Here is a 20,954-nt window from a genome sequence, read left to right as displayed (position 1 = left end):
CTATATCTGTTTAGTCTGGCAAAATTTACACCTTAACTTATTCACAGAGAAATGAAATGCAAGCAAGGCCTGAAAAACCTCGTCTGGCTTGGGCTGTTACTGGCTCAGGGCATTACCTGAAAGAGTGTCTGGAAATTGTCCGGGAATTAGAGGATGTGGACTTGTTTTATAGCCGTGCAGGTGAAGAAGTCGTGAGAATGTACGGATATGACCCAAAATCCCAAGTACCAGAGGGACGGGTTTACCGTGACAGAGCGGCCAGTGCGCCACCTGTGGGCCTTTTTTATCGAGGTGATTACCATAGTTTAGTAGTAGCACCAGCGACATCTAATACCGTGGCTAAGATGGTATTAGGCATTTCTGACACCTTAGTGACAAACATTTTTGCTCAGGCAGGTAAGTGCCAAATCCCAAGTATCGTACTGGCCTGTGACTCTGAGCCGGAGATTGATACACCTGCACCAGATCGAATCGTGCGTGTTTGGCCACGCAGGATCGATCTTGAGCACACCAAGACGTTGAAAACATTCGAAGCAACCACCGTCGTAGACGATGCTGACCAGCTGTTTGCTGCACTGAAAATACGCCTGAAAGAGGTGGGCTGAGTCCCGCATGTCTGAAAGAATTTTGTTTATCACCGGCAAGCTTGCAGAACCAAGTGTAAATAAGGTTTTACAGGAAATGGCACCCCTGCCATTTGATTACCGGGTACACCAAATTGGTGCGTCGGTGGCGGCGTTGATAACGGATGCGATGATCGCACGCAGGCTTAAAGCAGAAGACTATCAGGACTGTGACGAAATTATCGTACCGGGGCGGTGCCGTGGTGACCTTGAAGCGCTGGGTAAAGAATTAGGTATTAAAATAACACGTGGACCAGATGAAATTAAGGATCTGCCAATCCACTTTGGTCGAGCAAAAAGACGCCCCGATCTGAGCCGCTATTCCGTTGATATTTTCGCCGAAATTGTTGATGCACCAGAACGTACGATTGATAGCATTATCGACCGAGCAAACTATTACCGTGATAATGGTGCCGATGTCATTGATATTGGTTGCTTACCTCAAGAGTCATTTCCACACCTTGAAGAAGCTGTTAAAGCATTACATGATAATGGTTTTAAAGTAAGTGTGGACTCACTATCATTGCCGGACTTAAAAAGAGCCGCTAATGCTGGCGCGGACTACTTATTGAGCCTTACTGAAAAAACCATCGACCTTGCTAAAGAAACCGATGCTATACCGATATTAGTTCCAGCTGAACCAGGTTCACTCGAGTCATTAGAGCGAGCGATGGAAACAATGGAACGATGGGGCAAACCGTATATTGCTGATCCAATATTGGATCCTATCCATTTTGGCCTGACAGCGTCTATCGTTCGTTATTATCAATTAAGAGAAAAATACCCTGATATTCCCATAATGATGGGAGTGGGTAATTTAACTGAGCTTACAGATGCAGACACCAGCGGCATCAATGCGATGCTGTTTGGCATTATTTCAGAGTTGAATGTGAGTTGTGTTTTGGCTACCGAAGTCAGCCCGCATGCGCGACGAGCTATCAGGGAAGCGGATGTGTCAAGGAGAATGATGTATGCAGCCAAACAGGATAATAGTTTACCGCGAGATTTTACGGCTGACCTTCTAGTTGCGCATGAACGGAAACCCTTTACGGATAGTCGGGATGAAATTATAGCGCTGGCTGAAAACATTAAAGATCCGAACTATCGTATAAAAATTGCAGCTGATGGCATCTATTTGTTTAATCGTGACGGTATTATTCATGATGTGGATCCGTTTGAGTTTTATCCACACCTTGAAGTAGAAAATGATCCTGGACATGCATTTTACTTGGGTGTGGAACTTGCCAGAGCACAAACAGCCTGGGAATTAGGTAAACGTTATACTCAGGATGAAGAACTTCAGTGGGGTTGTGCTGTATCGAGAGAGGAAGACGATCTCAGCGAGCAGAGAGAAGAAGGCACCACGATGAAGAAAACAAAGAAACAACGTGCCTGCGGGACAGCTGAGGCCAGTGATACCGCGCGAGAAAGTATGAAAAAAATCGTGCGTGATGAGAAAGCCCCTAAAGTGAAAAAACGACGTACGGCCTGTGGAACGGCAGAGTCCGATAAAAAGAAAAAGGAGCGCCCCTGTGGCACGGCTGACCGCAAAGATTCATGAAGTCATCGTAACAACAAAAAATGCTGATGGTACGGCGCATCATGCGCCGATGGGAATTAGTGAAGTAAATAATTACTTTCAAATAAAACCATTTAAACCCTCAACAACATACAACAATCTGATGAACCAGCGGTCGTGTAGTATTAATTATATTGATGATGTTCGTGTATTTGCTGGGGCATTAACAGGGCATCGACAATGGCCAACATCACCATGCGAAAAGGTGGATGGGCTCTATTTGACGGATGCGCTAAGTCATAGTGAAATCACAATTCAGAATGTGGATGACGATGATCCGCGTGCATGTTTTTATGGTGCTGTGGTAAATGAACAGCAACACGGCTTATTTCGTGGTTATAACCGTGCCCAAAGCGCCGTGATTGAAGCCGCGATTTTGGTCAGTCGACTGTCCATGCTGCCGGAACAAAAAATTCGCGATGAAATTAACTACTTAACCATTGGTATGGAAAAAACCGCGGGAGAACGCGAGTGGGAAGCCTGGGGATGGTTAATGGAAAAGGTTAAACAAGCAGGTATCGATGTCGAATAACACAAAGTGGCTTGCCAGCGTGCAATCGCTGGAAGAAGCGCAAAGCTTGAACGAGTGTCTGCCAGATATACTCGACATGAAACAACCGGCACAAGGCGCCTTGGGTGCCCTGCCACTGGATGTGGTGAAAAATGTCGTCAAATGGGCATCAGGTCGGTGTTTAACCAGTGCCACAGTTGGTGATTTGCCAATGCAGGTTCAATTCATTGAACCTGCAATTATGAAGATGGCTGAAACAGGTGTGGATTATGTCAAAGTAGGCTTATTTGGCGGCGATGAGCAGGCTGAATGTCTGCAAGAATTAACGCCGGTTATCAAACAACTTAATACACCGGTCATTGCCGTGACGTTTGCTGACCGTCACTATGAAAAGGATGTGATAAAACAGGTATTGCAGACAGGATTTAGCGGTGTAATGATCGATACCGCTGAAAAAAATGGTCGTTCCTTGTTGGATCTTTGGTCCGTTGATGCCCTGACTGACTTTGTAAACGTCGTAAAAGATGCACAACAATTATGTGGCTTAGCAGGTGCATTACGCATTGATGACATTGCTACCCTGCGAACATTACAGCCGGACTATCTTGGCTTTCGCAGTGCCCTTTGTCCAGACCGAAAACGAAATGGAACCTTATCCGTAACATTGGCCAAAACTATCGCGTCAGCGTTACAGTAAACGTTATCAGCAGGCTTTATTGGCAGGACGCCAGTGAAATAGGTCATCATTAAATCGCAAGGAGGCGAACATGCAACTTGTTCAACGTTTTATCCGTGTTTTTTTAATTCTTACCCTGCTTACCTTTAACGGGATCGTTCATGCTGCTCAGGCCATGCCGCCAGTGCAGCTGGCCAGTGTGTATAAGTCAGACAATGCTGAGCCAATATCAGCCTACCTCGTCAGCGAGAAATTTGATGGTGTTCGAGCTATATGGACCGGCACAGAACTACTGACGCGAAGTGGAAACCGTATTAATGCCCCGGAATGGTTTACTGCTCCCCTCCCTGATGTGTGGTTGGACGGTGAGTTGTGGACAACGCATCAGGACTTTGCCCGGCTCAGTGGTATTGTGAGAACAAAAACACCCGTTGATGAGGAGTGGCAACATGTTAGTTACCGCGTATTTGATATGCCTGATAAAAAATTGCCGTTTGAGCAACGTTATCAAAACTACACTCGTTTAATCACTAAACTAGATCTGCCTCATCTCAAAACAGTTAAACAACAACGCGTTGCGAGTGATAGCGCATTACAAGACCTATTACAGCAAAAGCTTGAGCACGGCGCGGAAGGTCTGATTCTACACCTCGCCTCTGCCAAACATCAGGGTGGCAGAACAGAAGCATTATTAAAATTAAAACCTTACGACGATGAAGAAGCCGTCGTTATTGGACATCTGCCTGGTAAAGGCAAATATACCCATCAGTTAGGTGCCTTACGCGTTAAAAATGACCGAGGTCAAATTTTCGCTATCGGCAGTGGTTTATCCGATCAAGATCGCCTAAATCCGCCTGCGATTGGCACGGTTATCACCTATCGTTATCAAGGTTATACCAAAAATGGCTTGCCACGTTTTGCTCGTTTTTTGCGTATCCGTGACACCGAGCTGGATTAAATCTGACAAATAAGAAGAATTGGCCATGCGTTTGATTTTTAGTGTTCTCAACAGTGATATAAACGTAACAATGTATGGTCGGTTTGTATCACTGTATATGTTTAATTTTAGCTAACGTGAACGGTTTTTTCACCAGGATAGCTACTATAGGTCTGACAATAAGAACGCAAATAAAGGCCGCTGGCATCGCAATTTTATAAGCATGTAAAACATCACTGATGTAGTGCGAAGACCAACCCTGGTTAACGCCAGTAATAATTAAGCACATTAACATGGCCATAATCCCTGCCATATAAAAAGCAAATACATAAGATGTCAATTTGACGGGTAACTTCTTTGTTTTCATTACTGACTCCTCTTAATTTATGGTGAGAAGTTTAACCATGTTACTGTTAAGTAAATAGAGGGTATAAACTAAATAAATTATTATGTTAAAGTTAGTAATGTTGTGTTGCTTATAGGGTATCAACAGATGGATACGATGCGTGGTGTAGAGAGTTTTGTCAGATCGGTGGAGTTAGGCAGTCTTGCAGCCGCATCAAGAAGGTTAGGTATTAGCGCAGCGGCGGTCAGCCAGAATATTGCCCGATTAGAGTCTGCTTTAGCTACACGTTTACTTACCAGAACGACAAGAAGTCTGGCATTAACAGATAGCGGAGAAGTTTATTACCAGCGAGTAAAAGGTCTGTTGCAAGAGATGGAGCTGGCGGCAGAAGCTGTTTCATTAGTTGATGGTAAAGTGTCTGGACGACTGAAAATAGCCTGCTCTGCAGCCTTTGCACGGCATGTATTAGCTCCGTTACTCCCCATGTTTTATGAGCAGTATCCAGAACTGAGTATAGAGCTTATGGCCAGTGACAGACATGTTGACCATCGGCAGGAAGGCATTGATGTCAGTATTCGAATTCGAGAGCAACTGGATGATAGCCTGGTGGCGAATCGACTTACTACCGTTCCGCTTGTTTATTGTGCTTCCCCTGATTATCTAGATAAAAATGGTGTTCCAGATTCTATTGCTGAATTACGTCAGCATAGATGTTTGCTGTTTAAAATTCCTGTTGATGAAAAAATAGTCGGGTGGTCTTTTATAAGACATGGTGAACGTTTCCAACCAGAAGTCAGAACAGCCATGGTTTGTGATGATATTGATATGTTGGCAAATATCACCGTTGCCGGTGGCGGTATTGCGAGATTAGCGGCTTTCGTTGCAACCCCTTATATTGCTCAAGGAAGACTCATTCCCTTATTTGAAGCTGGCAATCACTCTGAACTTCACGGTGAAGCGGAACCTTTAGATTATTATTTTTGTGTTGCTGATCGTTTTGCAAAAACGCTAAAAGTACGGGTTTTTCAGGACTTTTTGCATCAGAATTTACCTAATAGCTGGGATAAGGGGGAGTAGGTACCATTAAGTCCCCTACTCCACCCATCCATTACGCTAAGCTGCCTGAGATTGGCGTAACTCCCTGGCGGCTTCAACCATGGCTTCCAGCGCGGGTTTCACTTCTGCCCATTGACGGGTTTTCAGGCCACAGTCGGGGTTGACCCACAAACGTTCAGCCGGAATTCGCTGTGCCGCTTTTTTCATCAGGGTTTTCATGTACTCCACATTAGGAATATTCGGTGTATGGATGTCATATACACCCGGTCCAATTTCATTGGGGTAATCAAAGGCATTAAAGACATCCAACAGTTCCATATCTGACCGTGAGGTTTCAATGGTGATGACATCAGCATCCATCGCAGCAATTGATTCAATAATGTCATTGAACTCGGAATAGCACATATGGGTATGGATTTGCGTTTCATTCGCTACGCCATTGGCAGTGACTCGGAAACAACGTACCGCCCAGTCAAGGTAGTCTTGCCATTCAGCACGACGCAGTGGTAGCCCTTCGCGTAATGCCGCTTCATCGATTTGAATGATGTTAACCCCAGACTTTTCAAGATCCAGTACTTCATCACGAATGGCCAGGGCCAGTTGTAAACACGTGTCTGAACGTGGTTGATCATCACGAACAAAGGACCAGTTCAGCATGGTGACAGGGCCAGTCAGCATGCCTTTTACAGGCTTATCGGTCAGTGATTGAGCATAATTAATCCAGTCGACGGTCATTGCACGGGGTCGTGCGATATCCCCAAAGATGATAGGAGGTTTAACACAGCGTGAACCGTAAGATTGCACCCAAGCAAACCGGCTGAAGATATAACCATCGAGTTGTTCGCCGAAGTATTCCACCATATCGTTTCGCTCTGCTTCACCGTGCACCAGAACATCCAGCCCAACTTTTTCCTGCTCTTCAATTGCCAGCTGGATCTGTTGGTGCATTTTGGCTTGGTAGGCGGTAAAGTCTATCTCTCCTTTACGAAACAATTGACGTGTTTGCCGAATATCGGTGGTTTGTGGAAACGAGCCAATGGTGGTCGTGGGGTAAAGCGGTAGCTTGACCTTGCTACGCTGTAATTCAGCGCGTTCTGCATAAGGTTGTTGGCGATTTGCCATGGCATCGGTAACTGATTGCAGACGCTGTTGAATGTCACTACGGTGAACTCGCGTGGAGTTTTGTCGATGCGCAATCGAGTTAGCATTTTCGGTTAGTTCTGCTGCAACGGCCTTACGGCCTTCATTCAGCGCGGTGGCGACAATAGCCAGTTCATCGAGCTTTTGCTCAGCAAATGCCAGCCAATCTTTTACTTCAGTATCGATATCCGTTTCGCTGTTTAAGTCGACAGGAACATGCAATAACGAACAGGATGGCGCCAACCAAAGCCGTTGCTGAAGACGTATATAAACAGGTTCGAGCCAATCCAGCGTTGCGTTAAGGTCGGTCTTCCAGATATTTCTTCCATTGATTATGCCGATAGATAACACTTTATGTGGTGGTAACCAGTCGACTACCTTAATGACTTCATCTCGAGCATTAATGGCATCAATATGCAGCCCTGCTGTGGGTAATTCACAGGCCAGCTGCAGGTTTTCTTTCAGACTGCCAAAATAAGTGGTCAGCAGTAATTTAACCGGTGTTTTGTTTAAAGCAAAGTAGGCCTGGTTTAGTGCATGCTGCCAGTCCTTATCCAGTTCCGTAACAAGGATGGCTTCATCGATTTGTACCCAGTCAATACCTTCTTTTGCTAACAGGTTTAACAAAGCTTCGTATACGGACAAGAGTTTAGGTAGCAGGTCAAGTTTGTTGCTATCATCCTTGCTTTTACCTAGCCAAAGGTAGCTGACGGGGCCGAGAATAACGGGTTTGGCATTGACGCCTTGCTGCGTTGCTTCTCTTACGTAAGACAGATAGCGCTCAGCATGAAGTTCAAATGTGGTATCTGCGTCGAATTCCGGGACCAGATAATGATAATTTGTGTCAAACCATTTAGTCATTTCAGCTGCTGCTACAGACGTTTGTTCAACGGTTTTGCTGGTTTGACCTCTGGCGGCTTGAAAGTATTGGTCCAGTTCAGACAATTCACTACGAGCGCGTCGAGGCAAGTTACCTACCAGTAAGCTGGTGTCTAGTACATGATCATAAAATGAGAAGTCGCCTACAGGACTAAAATCCAGCTTTTTTTGGCTATTCCAGTGTTTTTTTCTTAATTCGGCTGCTTGCTGTTCCAGATCAATAAGCGATGTCTCACCACGCCAGTAGGCTTCTAGAGCAAATTTTAATTCTCGTTTCTTCCCTATACGTGGGAAGCCAAGGTTATGTGTTTTTACCATGTTATGTTCCTTTACAAATCGTGGGCCATTGTAAAGTTGATAAAAGATAAGGAATAATGATATTTATTTCTTAATCTATAAGAATATTTCATACATGATTGAGCGTACCCATTTAAAAATTATTCAGGCTTTGGCAGAGCATGGCAGTCTAACGGCGGCTGCAAACGCCTTATATGTCACTCAGCCGGCATTAACTCATCAGATTCGTTACCTTGAGCAGAAGTTAGAGGTTCGTCTTTGGGAGAGACAGGGAAGAAAATTGAGGCTCACCCAAGCTGGTCAGCTTTTATTAAAAACGGCAAGGCAGGTATTACCTGTTTTTGAGCAGGCAGAAAATACAATGCAGGCTCTGGCTGATGGTAAGCAAGGGGTGTTAAAGATTGGTGTGGAGTGTCATCCATGCTATGAGTGGTTAAAAGCAATATTAACGGACTATCTGATCGCGATGCCGAAAATGGATGTAGATATTGTTCATAAATTCCAGTTTTCCGGTTTGGAAGGACTATTAAATCATCACATAGACTGTTTGGTGACGCCAGATAAAATGACACACAAAGATTTATTCTATACGCCATTATTCGAGTACGAAATGGTGTTGTTGGTAGCGAGTACTCACTCATTTTCTGGGCTGGATTATATAGAAGCAGAGGCATTGGAATCGGAGTTATTGATGACTTTTCCCGTGCCGCATGAACGCTTAGATATTTATACTCAGTTCTTACTGCCTGCCAATGTAAAACCACAACATAAAACGATGGAATCTTTAGATATCATGGTACAAATGGCGAGCCTGAACCGTGGTGTGACCGTATTACCTGATTGGTTGGCTAAACAATATTGCCAGGAAATTCCTGCTTCTATCGTTAGACTAGGACAGCATGGTGTGATGAAAACCTTATTTGCAGCGATGCGGGTGGGTGAACAGACGGTGCCCTATATGGCAACATTTTTAGAAATGGGACAGAAAAAAGGTGCTTTAGGAATCAAGCAGACGAAATAACATCTCACGGATGGTGTTAGGTTCAAAAGGCTTGTTGAGAATGGCTGAGACACCTGCCTGTTCGACCTGACCAAGTCGGGCTTCATTATTTTCTGTGGTTAAGATCATGATCGGAATGGCGTCATTACCCATATCATTTCTGATGTACTGAACCAACTCGTGACCATCCATTTCAGGCATATTCAGATCGGTGACAATCAGGTCATAGTGATTTTCATTAATTTTATCCAAAGCTTTACGACCATTTTCAGCATCGTCAATATGCTGAATGCCCATCGTACTGAAAATACGCATAATGTGATTACGTGAAGTCAAACTATCGTCAACAACCAACAAGTTCAACTCACTGACATCATAACTTTCCAGCGTAATTTCTTCTGGATCAATGATATCTAACGTGGCCCTTATAGCCCGTTGTAAGTCTTTATGATCGAAGGGTTTGGGCAGGATAGCAATCACCCCAGCCTGACGGACAGGTTCCAGCGCCGCATGCCCTTTTTCACTGGAAATCAGCATATATGACAGATTGAGCTCTGGATGATCTTGTATCACAGTTTCAATAAGCTCATTGGCCGTCATATCCGGTAGATACATGGCTGTAATTACCAGATCGGGTGGGTATTTACTAATCAGCGCTAATGCTTCTTTACCGCTACTGACGCCATCAATTTTATGAACACCCTCTTCATTCAGATGTCGCATGATGAGCTTGAGTTGCATGGCTGAAGGTTCAACCAGCAGAATAGATAAATCGTTAGCTGTAAGTAAGGCCATAGGCTTAGTGTCTTACCAAGTCATTTTCGACTTGGTTACGTATTTGTTGCGTTGTCAGAATTTCAATAATGCTTAATGCAAAATCCATGGCGGTACCTGGTCCTTTTGAAGTAATTATTCTGTCATCGATGACAACAGTTTGATCAATGAGTGATATTTCAGGCCAATCTTCTTGTTTCAATACGCCTGGATAACAGGTAGCACGGTGTTGATTAAGGATCTTTGCATTCGCTAATACCAAAGGTGCAGCACAAATTGCTGCGATATATTTATTAGCATTTAACTGATTTTGTAATAAGGTCGCGATACGAGCATCGCTATTGAGATTGTTCGTGCCGGGCTGACCGCCCGGCAGAACAACTATATCAAACGTTGACTCTTTGACATCATCTATCAGGCTATCAGCAGCTAATACCACTTGTCTGCTGCCGGTGACCTGATGACGCTGGGTCAGGCTGGCTGTCACCACATTGATCCCTGCTCTCCTCAGTAAGTCGATAACGGTGACCGCTTCAATTTCTTCAAAGCCTTCGGCGAGAGGAACCAATACAGTTGACATAAGCTATCCTTTATTTTTTAAGGATGGTCATTCCTTTTAACAAATTCAGTGCTTGTGATAATGCATAATCAGAGACTTCAAGAGGTTGCTCTTTCTCTTTATCCGCTTGGTTCTGTTCAGCATTGGCTTTTTCTTCTTCGTCACCATTGACCAGATGATGAGCCAGATCACGTTCTCTTAGCGGAGTAAATTCTGCGTCTTCAATAGCAGAAATATGCACTGGTTTTAGTTCGATATCCGGAACAATACCTTCTGCCTGAATAGAACGGCCTGAAGGTGTGTAATAACGAGCTGTTGTCATCTTAACAGCAGTGTCATTAGTGAGAGGCATGACAGTCTGCACAGAGCCTTTACCAAAGGTTTTTGTACCCATAATGACCGCACGATCATGATCTTGTAAGGCACCAGCTACAATTTCCGAAGCAGATGCGGAACCACCATTAACCAATACAACTAATGGAGCACCTTTTAGCATATCGTCAGGAGTGGCGTGGAATTTCTGATCAGAATCTGGAATACGGCCTTCAGTGTAAACAATGAGCCCTTTTTCAATGAAGGCATCAGAGACTTCAACCGCGGCATCTAATACACCACCAGGATTGTTGCGTAGATCTAGGACCAGTCCGTTTAGTTTGCCATCATTTTCTTTTTTCAGTTCAGAGATCGCTTCTCTTAAGCTTTCGCCAGTTCGTGACTGAAATGTTGAAATACGAACATAGGCGTAACCCGGTTCCAGCATTTTTTTCTTAACACTCTCGACTTTGATGATGGCGCGAGTGACATTAATTTTGAGTGGTGTATCTTCACCTTCACGAATGATGGTTAGCATAAGGTCAGTGCCTGGTTTGCCACGCATGATATCCACTGCATCATTCAGGGTCATTCCTTTTACAGGCGTGTCATCAAGACGAATAATCAGATCACCCGGTTTGATACCGGCTTTTGCAGCAGGCGTATCGTCAATTGGTGTGACGACCTTAACAAAGCCATCTTCCATACTGACTTCAATACCCAGTCCACCAAATTCGCCAGAGGTACCTTCACGCAGTTCTTTGAACTGTTCTTTATCGAGATAGGTTGAGTGAGGATCCAGACCGGAAAGCATGCCGCGGATAGCATTTTCCAGTAACTGTTTATCTTCAACAGGTTCTACATAACTACTTTTAATCCTGCCAAAAATCTCTGAAAAAGTACGTAAGTCTTCAAGAGGTAGGTCCGGTTTTGTTGCTTCCTTATCAGCAAAAACCATTTGGCCAAATACGAGGGTGGCACCTAAAATTACACCGCTGGTAATTAAGCCGAAATCACGTTTAAAAAAACTCATATTCCTTCCTTAATCGATAAGACTTGTCAGCCTTGTTTCCCCAACCATTTTAGTGGATTTGTTGGGCTGCCTCGATGACGAATTTCAAAATAAAGGCCGGATAGGCCACGAATTCCTTGTTCGCCAGATTGTGCTATAACGTCGCCGGCTTTGACATACTCACCGACATCTCTAAGTAATGATTCATTATTGCCATAAAGAGTCATATATTGATCACCATGATCAATGATGATTAATAGACCAAACCCTCTCAACCAATCAGCAAAAACAACTCGACCTGCTGCTGTGGCTTTGACATCGTTTCCAGTTGGTGACGCAATGACGATACCTTGCCATTTGAGTTTACCAAGATTTCTCGAGCTGCCATAGCGGGCAAGTAATTTTCCATTAACAGGCCACGTTAGTTTACCTGTCAGACGTGGAAAAGGTGTGTTTGGTTTCACAGGTGTTGAATTATTGTTAGGCTTCGCTACCGGTGCTGTTGGCGCTGATTTTTTGCTAAGGGAATCCAGCAATTGTTGTAGATTCCGCTCTTCATCTTTCAAAGACGCCAGACGACTGTCTTGTGTCGATATGGTGTTATCCAGCGCAGCTAGCGTGGCTTTCCTTTGTTTGGTTTGTTGTTCAAGTTGAGCCTGTTTCGAACGCTGCTGCGTCAGCATATTTTCTAAAGATTGCTGTGCAAGTAAAACATCGCGTTGCTCGTCGTTGAGTTTCACCAATAGCTGATGAATATTTTCCAGTTCTTGCTGTCTCGCCTGATGAAAGTAGCGAAAATAGGTGCTTCCTCGACTAAGGGTAGACACATCTTTCTGGTTTAACAATAGCTCCAGATAACTGGGTTCTGAATGAATGAAAGCAGAACGTATTTGGCTATATAAGGCATCAAGCTGCTGTTTTTGCTCTTTTTCTTTAATGCCCATCTTATGACGTAGCGCTTCTACCTCTTTATGTTTATCGTTAATCTGTGCTTCAAGTTTTCGAAGCTGTTTGTTCAGTTCAGAGACTTGTCGGCTTTGTGTTTTTAACTGATCGAGAAGCGCCTGCCGGTCTGCTTTTTTTTCTGACAGATCACTATTCAGCGATTTTATTTCTTTGCGAACATCGTCCAGGCGCGATGCTGAATCTGTTTCAGCATGAACACTGAAACAGATCAGCAGGCTTAAGCATGCCAGTAATATTCTCAACGTCACTTGAAAGGCTTATTGGGCTATTACTAAGAGTTTTTTACCCATTTCGTCTGGAATGGTGAGCCCCATTAATGACAACATGGTTGGTGCAATGTCTGACAAAGTCCCCCCATCGACACAATGAGCCTCGCGACCGGCAAATAATAATGGCACGACATTATTGGTATGTGCAGTATGAGGCTGTCCGGTTTCATGATTGACCATACGCTCGGCATTGCCATGATCTGCTGTCACCAGCATTTCGCCGCCCACTTTTTCAATAGCTGTCCAAATTTTCCCCAGACTGACGTCCAGAGTTTCGATGGCTTTCACGGCTGCGTCAAAATTACCGGTGTGGCCTACCATATCGGCATTCGCGAAGTTACAAATGATGACATCGTATTTTGCACTATTGATCGCTTCGACAAGTTTGTCTGTGACTTCCGGGGCATTCATCTCTGGTTGTTGATCATAGGTATCAACTTTAGGCGATGGGATCAGAATACGGTCCTCACCTTCATACGGGGTATCCTGACCGCCATTAAAGAAAAAGGTCACATGCGCATATTTCTCAGTTTCAGCAATACGTAGCTGAGTTTTGCCCTGGGCAGATAAGTATTCACCCAGAATGTTATGTAATTTTTCTGTTGGGAAGGCGATAGGCGCAGTGAAGTCTTTTTTGTATTCGGTTAATGTCACAAAGTCAGCAAGCTGAATTTTTCTTGGTAAAACAAAACCGGAAAATTCAGGATTGATGAAACATTCCGTCAGCTCACGAGCCCGGTCAGAACGGAAGTTCATAAAGACAATGCTGTCACCGTCATTCACTTTTACCGGTGTGCCAATCGTGGTCGCTTTAACAAACTCATCGGTTTCTTCGCGTTCATATGCTGCACGTAGACCTTCAATCGCTGTGTCAGCATGATATTGGCCTTTACCTTCGGTGATGAGCTGATAGGCTTCTTCAACTCGATTCCAGCGGTTGTCTCTATCCATCGCATAAAAACGACCGATGATGGTAGCAAGTTGACCTGTTCCTGATTTTTTGAAGCTTTCTTCTAGTTTCTCAATCGCCGCTTCAGCACTTTTAGGTGGGGTATCACGACCATCTAAAAAGGCATGAACATAGACTTGCTTGGCACCTTGTCTGGCTGCTAGCTCGACCATGGCGTGAATATGTTGTTCATGGCTGTGTACACCACCGTCGGATAATAAACCGAAGATATGCACAGCACTATCGGTTTTTTTGGCTTTATCAACCGCGTCAATCAGCACACGATTATCGAAAAACTCACCATTTCTGATGGCCAGACTGATACGTGTAAACTCCTGATACACAACCCGGCCAGCACCTAAATTCAAATGGCCGACTTCAGAGTTACCCATTTGATCACCCGGTAAACCAACACCTTCCCCTGATGCATTAATCAGCGTGTGTGGATATGTTGCCCACATACGGTCCCAATTCGGTGTATTTGCTGCAAGAATGGCATTATTTTCTGCGGATTCGCTGTAGCCCCATCCATCAAAGATGATGAGCGCCAGAGGTCTGTGTGTTTGCGTCATTGATAAGTCCTTAAAACGAAAAGTAGTCGGGCTATCTGCTGACTATCCCTTGTCTTGTATGTCATTAAGAATTGATGCCGTGTATTATATGGTGTTTTGTGATGAAATACAGTCACAGGTACTGACGGACAAAATTGTGGCACAAGCTTTAAACATAGATTCTATCGCGATTGATAATGATATCGAACGTGCTGCATTTGCACTGAAAGCGATGTCTCATCCTTTGCGCCTTAAGATTCTGTGCGCGATTGGTGAGTATGAGTTATCCGTTCAGGATATCGTTGAGCAGGTTGGCACCACACAAAGTAACGTATCACAGCATTTGGCAAAGTTACGTGAAAAAGACATTCTTATGTCACGCCGTGATGCTAATCGTATTTATTACCGTGTGAATGATGAGCGTACTCTCAGACTGATTGAGATGATGCGTGAAGTATTCTGTTCTGCAAAAAATTAATCTGATTTTAAGACAGTTTTAAGGGTTGCTATGGAAAATTTGGGTGAGTTCATCGTTAATCATTGGATGTTGAGTGCAGCATGGGTTGTATTGGCTTGGTTAGTTTTTTCTGATGCGATTAATCGTAAACTAACCGGATTACAGCCATTAGATGCTAATCAGTCGGTCAGACTGGTCAATCAGTACAAAGGTAAATTTGTTGATGTCCGGGAAGCAGATGAATTCGAGAAAGAGCATATTGCTGACTCGGTCAATCTTCCGTTATCCAAATTAGACGAAGAAATTAAAAAGTTAAAAAATAAATCGCAACCTCTGGTAATTGTCTGCGCTAGTGGTCAGCGTGCTCGGAATGCCGCCAAAAAGTTAAAATCAAATGACTTTGAAGAAGTTTATGTAATGACTGGTGGCATTAATGGATGGAAAGAGGCTAAATTGCCTCTGTTTAGTTAATCAAAACAAAATGGCAGGGTTATATTGTGGCTAAAGTAATTGTTTATTCTTCTGCTCACTGTCCTTACTGTGTAATGGCAAAACAGTTGCTGGAGCGTAAAGGCGTGAAATACGACGAAATTCGTGTGGATCTGGATCCTTCAAAAAGAGATGAGATGATGAAAAAGAGCCAGCAAAGAACCGTGCCGCAGATATTTATCAATAATAAAGCCATAGGTGGCTACACTGATTTAGTTGCGATTGATCGCACTAAAGAACTAGATAGTCTCCTGGCGCAATCTTAAAACAAGAAGGAATAGAGATGGCTGAAGAAAACACAGCAACAGGTGAAGAACAACAAAAACCACGTTTTGTGATTCAAAAAATTTACACAAAAGATGTGTCTTTTGAATCACCTAACTCACCTGAAATTTTTCGTGATGAGTGGCGTCCACAACTGGATTTACAGTTAGGCAATGAATATAACCGTATCGACGATGACACACATGAAATCGTGTTATCTGTTACCGTCACCGCAAAAGTAGGCGATAAAACCGCCTTTCTAGTCGAAGTAAAACAGGCTGGTATTTTTACGCTAACGGGCTATACCACCGAAGAAATGGGACCGTTAGTCGGTAGTTACTGCCCCAATACGCTTTTCCCATTTGTCAGAGAAGTGGTGTCTGATCTAGTGACTAAAGGTGGCTTCCCGCAACTTGTATTGGCCCCCGTCAATTTTGATGCGATGTATCTCCATCAAAAAGAGCAAGTTGAGAGACAAGCTCAAGAAGCAAGAGCAAAAACGACGCATTAATATCCAGGAAACGGCGGTGTCTGAACAAGCCAATTTATTACCAACACTGGTATTGGGCGCTGGGGCGTGGGGAACTGCGCTTGCCATGGCGATGGCCAGAAATGGTCATGAGACATGGTTATGGGGAAGAGACAAACTACATTGCGCAGAGATGCAAACATCGCGTGAAAATGCGAAATACTTGCCTGGTATAGCGTTCCCTGATGCTTTATCGGTAGTGGATGATGTGTATAAAGCCCAACAAAATTGTGGTCATGTGTTGATTTCAGTTCCCAGTAAAGCCTTTGTAGAAAGCTTGCAAATGATAAAGCCGGTACTTGCAGCTACAACGCCCGTGAGTTGGGCAACAAAAGGTTTGGCACCTGATACCGGCGAGCTGCTTTATGATGTGGCTCGTTCCGTCTTGGGTGAAAGTCATCCATTAGCGGTGATTTCCGGCCCTTCATTTGCCGCAGAAGTCGCGGCTAATTTACCGACGGCATTTACAGTAGCATCGGAAGATGGTGATTTTGCCAAACAACTGGCGGGTTTGTTTCATAGCCCAACACTGCGTGTCTACACAACTTATGATGTGTTAGGTGTGCAGATTGGCGGCACAGTCAAAAATGTGTTGGCGATTAGTGCGGGTATTTCTGATGGTTTAGGCTATGGAGCGAATGCCCGGGCTGCATTGATTACGCGGGGTATGGCCGAAATAAGACGCTTAGCGGCAGCACTGGGTGCGGAAACTGAAACCTTGTTCGGCTTGTCTGGTATTGGTGATTTGATTTTAACCTGCACCGATGATCAAAGTCGCAATCGTCAATTAGGTTTGGCGATTGGACGCGGACTCAGCGTTGATGATGCTGTTAAGTTTGTCGGTAAAACAGTAGAAGGAATGCATGCTGCACGTGAAGTCATGTTGAGAGCCCGTCAGGCTGACATTGAAATGCCCATTGTGGAGCAAGTATGCAAAATTTTGTTTGAAGGGTACGATCCACGAGAATCCGTTCAGGCATTATTATGCAGGGAACAAAAAGCAGAACTCACACCTCCCGTTAATTAAACGGGTTAACTAAAACGAGGAAGAATCTATGCGAGGCATTGTGAAGTACAGCACGGCAGTGACCGTTGCTTTAGCCCTGAGCCTGGGGCTGAGTGGTTGTGGTAACCCACTGAAAAAGTCTGATGATGTAGAAATTTCTACAGAAGGTAAAACCTTATTTGAAACAGGTTTGCAGTACGTCAAAATTGTTGATCGCGATGTTCCGGGTGTGGCAAATGATCACCCCTACTCAATTTCACCAGACACAATGCGTTCAGTTTTAGAATCGCTTTATGTGAATGAAAAGGTGTTGTTTAATCAGCGTCAAAATCCGCTGTTTTCACCTGCAGAGTTACAGATTCTAAGTAATGGTTTAGCGAATGGTTTAGGCCGTGCTCAGCCAAATGAAGATGTTACCTTTGTTACATTGGGTGTGCATCAGGGCATGATTGCAAAAGAGCGTCAAAGTGATAGCGGTCGTGTTTTCATGAGTGGTGGTCGCTTGAACATTATCTTCGGTTTGTTACACGAAGATTATCGTGACAAAGACCAATACACCGGTCAGGAAATTGACCGCCGCGTTAACCCACTGTTACCGGGTACCAGAAAGTTCGATTCTGAGCCTGCTGTAAGAGTGGCGCTTGATAATGGTATGTCATATCACATTGACCCTGAAACAGGTAAAGAGAGAACAGACTGGATTGAGATTGATATTCCGACGGTTTTACAAACCATTGCTGAACGTCAAGCTGATTCAAAAGATGCGCTTATCAGTCCTGAGCTGAAAGAAGATATTGCACGTAATAAGCAAGAAACCAGCAATCTTCGTGATGACATGGCAAATATCAAAGAAGTCTTATTTGATATGAGCGAAAAAATGGATAAATTACAAAAAGAACTGGAAGCGTTGAAGAAATAATTCCAGGCATTTATTCAAACATTAAAGGGGCTTTGAGCCCCTTTTTTGTTGCTGTCATTCAGAGTTGATAGCGGCGGTCGTTTATTGAAAGCCGTGCTAACAATTCAAGGTTTTTAGTTAGACTCAGCACTTTAAACTGCTGGCCCATCTGGCTTGGCATTAATAACTGCTTTAATCCCGCACTTTGTTGTAACCAGTCAGCAGTAGGCATGTTGTTGTGAAACTCTGCAGCAATATCGGTAATGCCGCCTGCCATCAGAAAGTCGCTTTGCTCATGAAACCCTGCTACGTCCAGCCCTTGTTCAAAGGCGATATCTGCCAGTGTGGTAAATTCCGTGTGGGCGGTAATGTCCTGTAAACCAGGCAAATAAAATGGATCATTATTCAACTGATGGCGGTAATAGCAGCATAAGGTCCCCCGCTTTCTTTCTTCGTTATAAAACGTGTTAAAGCTATAGCCATAATCAATTATGAAAAAAGCGCCTTTTTTTAGTGACTGGGCAACTGTACGTAACCATTGCTGCGAGGCTAAATGGATTTCGGTTTCGTAAATATCTGTTGAAATAAGCGTTTGAATGCGAGTCCCCTGCTGCATGAGTTCATCATCAGTCACAGGCATATCTCGCCAGGCAAAATAGTTATTGTTTAGACATACATGACGTTCGTATAGCTGATGATCTTTTATTTTGATGAGGTTAACGGGCATGGCATCACATACTTCATTGGCTAGAATGACACCTTCAAACTGTTCAGGTAATTCATCTAACCAAACAAACCGATCTATGTGTTCGGGTAAAAGTTGTCGAATATACTGTTGCTGGCGTTGGCGTAAATCAGCACTGATTTCCAGAATGTAATAAAACTCAGGCAGCTCATGGCTTTTTTCCAGATAGGTCATGATGTCTATGGCGAGTTGCCCACTGCCAGCACCAAATTCAAGAATATGTTTTTGGGTTTTCTGGGCAAAGACATCGATGATATGGTTGGCGATGCTATAACCAAAAAAAGAGCTGATTTCAGGGGCGGTGGTGAAATCGCCCTGCTCGCCAATTTTATGGCTGCCAGCACTGTAATAACCATAACCTGGCGCGTACAAACAGGCATGCATATACTTGGCAAAACTGATTGTGCCACCTTCAGACTGTATTTGCTTTTTGATCAATTCTTTTAAAGCATCACTGTGTTGTTGCGCTTCAGGCGAAACAGTCGATAATGTGTGTTTATTATTCATCGTTGAGGAGTAGCAATTGCATCAGGTTGTATTGGTGACAGGCACCAGTCGTCGAGTCGGTTTGCATATGGCTAAGCGATTCCATGAACAAGGATGTAATGTGCTTGCACATTACCGTACCGAGACTGATGGTGTCCAAGAAATGCGTGAAATGGGTATTGATACCATTCAGGCAGACTTTAACTCCAAACAAGCTATCATGGCGTTTATTGAGGATTGCCAACAACGCTGTGAATCATTAAAAGCGATTATTCATAATGCCTCATCATTTTCGCCGACAGATGATGATCTAGAAAAAGCCGCTCAGCAGTATGAGCAATTTTTTTACGTACATATGATGGCACCCTTTTTGATTAATGAAGGACTCAAAAACAAGCTAAAAGGTGACGCTGACAAACCGGCAGATATTGTACATATCACCGATATCAATGTTGAGAATCCAACACCGCGATTTGATATTTATGGCACCACCAAGGCTGGGCTGCATAATATGATGCTGGTGTTGGCAAAAAAATATGCACCAGCAATCAAGGTCAATGCCGTTGCTCCCGGCCCTGTCTTGTTCACGGAGTCACATTCTGATGAGGTTCGTCAGCAGATGATGTCTGAAACACCACTAGCACGTGAAGGTGGTGCAGAGTCTGTTTTCCTGGCCGTCAAAAGTTTGTTAGACAATCCTTTCCTGACCGGTGTCTCAATTGCGGTGGATGGTGGTCGCCGATTCTCCAAACGATAAAGATCCCACCTGGATTTTGGTGCCATTTTGTATTTGGCTGTTAAGTGGTTGATCACTTAAAAATTTAAACAATTCATCAATTAAGGGATACAGAAAATATTCATCTGTGACTTCCCGAGCCGGGGTATTCAGACCGTCAGGCACCGTAAGAGAGCACAGAATATCCAGATCCGCTGGCCGATCTTTGTGTTTACGGTCAGGATCTTCACGATCACGGCCTAGTCTCATCTCTATCGCGTTACAGATGTCTTTCAGATTGTCTTGTGGCATATCCGTCTCAATAAAAGCGACGGCGTTCAGGAAAAAGTGCTGGCTATTCATGCCTACCGGCGGAATATGCAAAATCCGGCTGATATCAAAACGCTCAAAATGCGCTAGCAACAGAGCGACCATGCTTGAAAAGTTTTCAAACGGATCGATATTGCAGCCCAGTCCAAGTAGGTAGCCGTGTCTTTCCTTATGCATTATTTGCTACGTTCAATCACAATTCGAGCCGTATTTTGACCGTGTAAGGCGACGGGCTTACTCAGCGTCAGTTTGAGTTTGGGAATGGAGAACTCATTGAGTAACATTTGGGCGAGATCTTCAGCCAGTGTTTCAATAAGCTGATAGTCACTGGCCTTAACAAAATTAACTATTTTTTGGGCAATAGCACCATAGTCCAGTGTGTTGCTGATATGGTCTGTTTCCGCAGCTTGACGAATATCCCAGTCCATTTCTAGATCAAAAGTCAGGGTTTGTTGTGTGTGTCTTTCCCAGTCGTAAATACCAATAATGGTGTCGATTTTAAGGTCGTTAAGAAAAATTTTATCCATGTCTCGATCTGTCAAAGGGTGGCAATCATTGATTCGCGACCTATAATGTCGCAACGTTTTTAAAAGGTACCA

Annotated in this window: 24 protein-coding genes; 14 read left to right on the top strand and 10 right to left on the bottom strand. The window is 44.0% G+C overall.

What is annotated here, in order from left to right; genetic code table 11:
• Nucleotides 1–56 precede the first annotated feature (56 nt).
• The 5 genes from B2248_RS10975 (at nucleotide 57) to B2248_RS10955 (ending at nucleotide 4,347) form a co-directional block, all read left to right on the top strand.
• Nucleotides 57–605 carry a flavoprotein gene (locus tag B2248_RS10975; RefSeq protein ID WP_007144258.1) on the top strand — a complete coding sequence of 183 codons (549 nt, stop codon included), beginning with the start codon at nucleotides 57–59 and terminating at the stop codon, nucleotides 603–605.
• A gap of 7 nt (nucleotides 606–612) precedes the next feature.
• On the top strand, nucleotides 613–2,184 hold the full coding sequence (locus B2248_RS10970) for a DUF6513 domain-containing protein (protein WP_273179181.1): 1,572 nt from the start codon (nucleotides 613–615) through the stop codon (nucleotides 2,182–2,184).
• Nucleotides 2,156–2,734 carry a DUF447 domain-containing protein gene (locus B2248_RS10965; RefSeq protein ID WP_273179179.1) on the top strand — a complete coding sequence of 193 codons (579 nt, stop codon included), beginning with the start codon at nucleotides 2,156–2,158 and terminating at the stop codon, nucleotides 2,732–2,734. Before B2248_RS10970 ends, B2248_RS10965 begins: the two co-directional genes overlap by 29 nt.
• Entirely contained in the window at nucleotides 2,724–3,410 is a 687-nt protein-coding gene (locus B2248_RS10960; RefSeq protein WP_007144261.1) for a (5-formylfuran-3-yl)methyl phosphate synthase, read from the top strand. The genes B2248_RS10965 and B2248_RS10960 overlap by 11 nt, the downstream gene beginning before the upstream one ends.
• 70 nt (nucleotides 3,411–3,480) lie before the next feature.
• The gene (locus B2248_RS10955) at nucleotides 3,481–4,347 is read left to right on the top strand and encodes a DNA ligase (RefSeq protein WP_273179177.1); all 867 of its coding nucleotides are present in this window, start codon (nucleotides 3,481–3,483) and stop codon (nucleotides 4,345–4,347) included.
• 88 nt (nucleotides 4,348–4,435) lie between these two features.
• Here B2248_RS10955 and B2248_RS10950 read toward each other — a convergent pair whose 3' ends face one another.
• On the bottom strand, nucleotides 4,436–4,693 hold the full coding sequence (locus B2248_RS10950; RefSeq protein ID WP_273179176.1) for a DUF2798 domain-containing protein: 258 nt from the start codon (nucleotides 4,691–4,693) through the stop codon (nucleotides 4,436–4,438).
• 126 nt (nucleotides 4,694–4,819) lie between these two features.
• Here B2248_RS10950 and B2248_RS10945 point away from each other — a divergent pair, with 126 nt between their 5' ends.
• Nucleotides 4,820–5,749 carry a LysR family transcriptional regulator gene (locus B2248_RS10945; protein WP_273179175.1) on the top strand — a complete coding sequence of 310 codons (930 nt, stop codon included), beginning with the start codon at nucleotides 4,820–4,822 and terminating at the stop codon, nucleotides 5,747–5,749.
• A 36-nt stretch (nucleotides 5,750–5,785) separates the two neighbouring features.
• Here the strand turns inward: B2248_RS10945 and metE are convergent, their stop codons facing one another.
• Nucleotides 5,786–8,065 carry a 5-methyltetrahydropteroyltriglutamate--homocysteine S-methyltransferase gene (gene metE / locus B2248_RS10940; protein ID WP_273179174.1) on the bottom strand — a complete coding sequence of 760 codons (2,280 nt, stop codon included), beginning with the start codon at nucleotides 8,063–8,065 and terminating at the stop codon, nucleotides 5,786–5,788.
• Between the two features lie 94 nt (nucleotides 8,066–8,159).
• On the opposite strand from metE, the gene B2248_RS10935 reads away from it, so the two are divergent.
• The gene (locus B2248_RS10935) at nucleotides 8,160–9,065 is read left to right on the top strand and encodes a LysR family transcriptional regulator (protein ID WP_273179172.1); all 906 of its coding nucleotides are present in this window, start codon (nucleotides 8,160–8,162) and stop codon (nucleotides 9,063–9,065) included.
• On the opposite strand, the gene B2248_RS10930 is transcribed toward B2248_RS10935, so the two are convergent.
• The 5 genes from B2248_RS10930 to gpmI are packed head-to-tail and all read right to left on the bottom strand — an operon-like array spanning nucleotide 9,042 to nucleotide 14,457.
• On the bottom strand, nucleotides 9,042–9,839 hold the full coding sequence (locus B2248_RS10930) for a response regulator (RefSeq protein ID WP_007144267.1): 798 nt from the start codon (nucleotides 9,837–9,839) through the stop codon (nucleotides 9,042–9,044). The two genes, B2248_RS10935 and B2248_RS10930, sit on opposite strands and share 24 nt — an antisense overlap.
• A gap of 4 nt (nucleotides 9,840–9,843) precedes the next feature.
• On the bottom strand, nucleotides 9,844–10,398 hold the full coding sequence (locus B2248_RS10925) for a DJ-1 family glyoxalase III (RefSeq protein WP_273179170.1): 555 nt from the start codon (nucleotides 10,396–10,398) through the stop codon (nucleotides 9,844–9,846).
• 10 nt (nucleotides 10,399–10,408) lie between these two features.
• A complete protein-coding gene (locus B2248_RS10920; RefSeq protein WP_007144269.1) occupies nucleotides 10,409–11,722 on the bottom strand; it encodes a S41 family peptidase in 1,314 nt (437 codons plus the stop codon).
• Nucleotides 11,723–11,748: 26 nt separating this feature from the next.
• The gene (locus B2248_RS10915; RefSeq protein ID WP_273179168.1) at nucleotides 11,749–12,915 is read right to left on the bottom strand and encodes a murein hydrolase activator EnvC family protein; all 1,167 of its coding nucleotides are present in this window, start codon (nucleotides 12,913–12,915) and stop codon (nucleotides 11,749–11,751) included.
• A 9-nt stretch (nucleotides 12,916–12,924) separates the two neighbouring features.
• The gene (gene gpmI, locus B2248_RS10910) at nucleotides 12,925–14,457 is read right to left on the bottom strand and encodes a 2,3-bisphosphoglycerate-independent phosphoglycerate mutase (RefSeq protein ID WP_273179167.1); all 1,533 of its coding nucleotides are present in this window, start codon (nucleotides 14,455–14,457) and stop codon (nucleotides 12,925–12,927) included.
• An 88-nt stretch (nucleotides 14,458–14,545) separates the two neighbouring features.
• Between gpmI and B2248_RS10905 the strand changes: the two genes are divergently transcribed.
• From B2248_RS10905 to B2248_RS10880, 6 genes are read left to right on the top strand one after another with little or no spacing between them, the layout of a single operon-like run.
• Nucleotides 14,546–14,914 (top strand): ArsR/SmtB family transcription factor, encoded by a 369-nt coding sequence (locus B2248_RS10905; RefSeq protein WP_273179469.1) that lies wholly within the window; start codon nucleotides 14,546–14,548, stop codon nucleotides 14,912–14,914.
• A 30-nt stretch (nucleotides 14,915–14,944) separates the two neighbouring features.
• Complete coding sequence (locus tag B2248_RS10900; protein ID WP_007144273.1) at nucleotides 14,945–15,364, top strand: rhodanese-like domain-containing protein; 420 nt, start codon at nucleotides 14,945–14,947, stop codon at nucleotides 15,362–15,364.
• A gap of 26 nt (nucleotides 15,365–15,390) precedes the next feature.
• Entirely contained in the window at nucleotides 15,391–15,648 is a 258-nt protein-coding gene (gene grxC / locus B2248_RS10895; protein WP_337955112.1) for a glutaredoxin 3, read from the top strand.
• 17 nt (nucleotides 15,649–15,665) lie between these two features.
• Nucleotides 15,666–16,157, top strand: coding sequence for a protein-export chaperone SecB (gene secB / locus B2248_RS10890; RefSeq protein WP_007144275.1), 492 nt, complete (start codon nucleotides 15,666–15,668; stop codon nucleotides 16,155–16,157).
• The gene (locus tag B2248_RS10885; RefSeq protein ID WP_273179164.1) at nucleotides 16,114–17,202 is read left to right on the top strand and encodes an NAD(P)H-dependent glycerol-3-phosphate dehydrogenase; all 1,089 of its coding nucleotides are present in this window, start codon (nucleotides 16,114–16,116) and stop codon (nucleotides 17,200–17,202) included. The genes secB and B2248_RS10885 overlap by 44 nt, the downstream gene beginning before the upstream one ends.
• Before the next feature lie 28 nt (nucleotides 17,203–17,230).
• Entirely contained in the window at nucleotides 17,231–18,100 is an 870-nt protein-coding gene (locus tag B2248_RS10880; RefSeq protein WP_007144277.1) for a hypothetical protein, read from the top strand.
• 58 nt (nucleotides 18,101–18,158) lie between these two features.
• On the opposite strand, the gene B2248_RS10875 is transcribed toward B2248_RS10880, so the two are convergent.
• Nucleotides 18,159–19,331 (bottom strand): class I SAM-dependent methyltransferase, encoded by a 1,173-nt coding sequence (locus tag B2248_RS10875; protein ID WP_273179162.1) that lies wholly within the window; start codon nucleotides 19,329–19,331, stop codon nucleotides 18,159–18,161.
• A 16-nt stretch (nucleotides 19,332–19,347) separates the two neighbouring features.
• Here B2248_RS10875 and B2248_RS10870 point away from each other — a divergent pair, with 16 nt between their 5' ends.
• Nucleotides 19,348–20,067 carry an SDR family NAD(P)-dependent oxidoreductase gene (locus B2248_RS10870; RefSeq protein WP_273179160.1) on the top strand — a complete coding sequence of 240 codons (720 nt, stop codon included), beginning with the start codon at nucleotides 19,348–19,350 and terminating at the stop codon, nucleotides 20,065–20,067.
• On the opposite strand, the gene folK is transcribed toward B2248_RS10870, so the two are convergent.
• Together folK and folB are read right to left on the bottom strand one after the other, a co-directional pair.
• Nucleotides 20,026–20,532, bottom strand: coding sequence for a 2-amino-4-hydroxy-6-hydroxymethyldihydropteridine diphosphokinase (gene folK / locus B2248_RS10865; protein ID WP_273179159.1), 507 nt, complete (start codon nucleotides 20,530–20,532; stop codon nucleotides 20,026–20,028). The genes B2248_RS10870 and folK overlap by 42 nt on opposite strands.
• Complete coding sequence (gene folB, locus B2248_RS10860; RefSeq protein ID WP_273179158.1) at nucleotides 20,532–20,882, bottom strand: dihydroneopterin aldolase; 351 nt, start codon at nucleotides 20,880–20,882, stop codon at nucleotides 20,532–20,534. The genes folK and folB overlap by 1 nt, the downstream gene beginning before the upstream one ends.
• Nucleotides 20,883–20,954: the final 72 nt, after the last annotated feature.

The sequence above is a fragment of the Methylophaga sp. UBA2012 genome (assembly GCF_002335235.1).
Classification (GTDB): domain Bacteria; phylum Pseudomonadota; class Gammaproteobacteria; order Nitrosococcales; family Methylophagaceae; genus Methylophaga; species Methylophaga thalassica.
The sequence above is the reverse complement of the archived record's forward strand: the minus strand, read 5'-3'. Positions and strand labels throughout refer to the sequence as shown.

Bases quoted from the DNA above. Each gene is read 5' to 3' on its own strand.
- B2248_RS10880 (WP_007144277.1), top strand. From the start codon at position 17,231: ATGCGAGGCATTGTGAAGTACAGCACGGCAGTGACCGTTGCTTTAGCC.
- B2248_RS10945 (WP_273179175.1), top strand. From the start codon at position 4,820: ATGGATACGATGCGTGGTGTAGAGAGTTTTGTCAGATCGGTGGAGTTA.
- secB (WP_007144275.1), top strand. From the start codon at position 15,666: ATGGCTGAAGAAAACACAGCAACAGGTGAAGAACAACAAAAACCACGT.
- B2248_RS10960 (WP_007144261.1), top strand. From the start codon at position 2,724: ATGTCGAATAACACAAAGTGGCTTGCCAGCGTGCAATCGCTGGAAGAA.
- metE (WP_273179174.1), bottom strand. From the start codon at position 8,065: ATGGTAAAAACACATAACCTTGGCTTCCCACGTATAGGGAAGAAACGA.
- B2248_RS10920 (WP_007144269.1), bottom strand. From the start codon at position 11,722: ATGAGTTTTTTTAAACGTGATTTCGGCTTAATTACCAGCGGTGTAATT.
- B2248_RS10955 (WP_273179177.1), top strand. From the start codon at position 3,481: ATGCAACTTGTTCAACGTTTTATCCGTGTTTTTTTAATTCTTACCCTG.
- B2248_RS10875 (WP_273179162.1), bottom strand. From the start codon at position 19,331: ATGAATAATAAACACACATTATCGACTGTTTCGCCTGAAGCGCAACAA.
- B2248_RS10930 (WP_007144267.1), bottom strand. From the start codon at position 9,839: ATGGCCTTACTTACAGCTAACGATTTATCTATTCTGCTGGTTGAACCT.
- B2248_RS10975 (WP_007144258.1), top strand. From the start codon at position 57: ATGCAAGCAAGGCCTGAAAAACCTCGTCTGGCTTGGGCTGTTACTGGC.
- gpmI (WP_273179167.1), bottom strand. From the start codon at position 14,457: ATGACGCAAACACACAGACCTCTGGCGCTCATCATCTTTGATGGATGG.
- B2248_RS10925 (WP_273179170.1), bottom strand. From the start codon at position 10,398: ATGTCAACTGTATTGGTTCCTCTCGCCGAAGGCTTTGAAGAAATTGAA.
- B2248_RS10900 (WP_007144273.1), top strand. From the start codon at position 14,945: ATGGAAAATTTGGGTGAGTTCATCGTTAATCATTGGATGTTGAGTGCA.
- folB (WP_273179158.1), bottom strand. From the start codon at position 20,882: ATGGATAAAATTTTTCTTAACGACCTTAAAATCGACACCATTATTGGT.
- B2248_RS10950 (WP_273179176.1), bottom strand. From the start codon at position 4,693: ATGAAAACAAAGAAGTTACCCGTCAAATTGACATCTTATGTATTTGCT.
- B2248_RS10905 (WP_273179469.1), top strand. From the start codon at position 14,546: ATGGTGTTTTGTGATGAAATACAGTCACAGGTACTGACGGACAAAATT.
- folK (WP_273179159.1), bottom strand. From the start codon at position 20,532: ATGCATAAGGAAAGACACGGCTACCTACTTGGACTGGGCTGCAATATC.
- B2248_RS10970 (WP_273179181.1), top strand. From the start codon at position 613: ATGTCTGAAAGAATTTTGTTTATCACCGGCAAGCTTGCAGAACCAAGT.
- B2248_RS10935 (WP_273179172.1), top strand. From the start codon at position 8,160: ATGATTGAGCGTACCCATTTAAAAATTATTCAGGCTTTGGCAGAGCAT.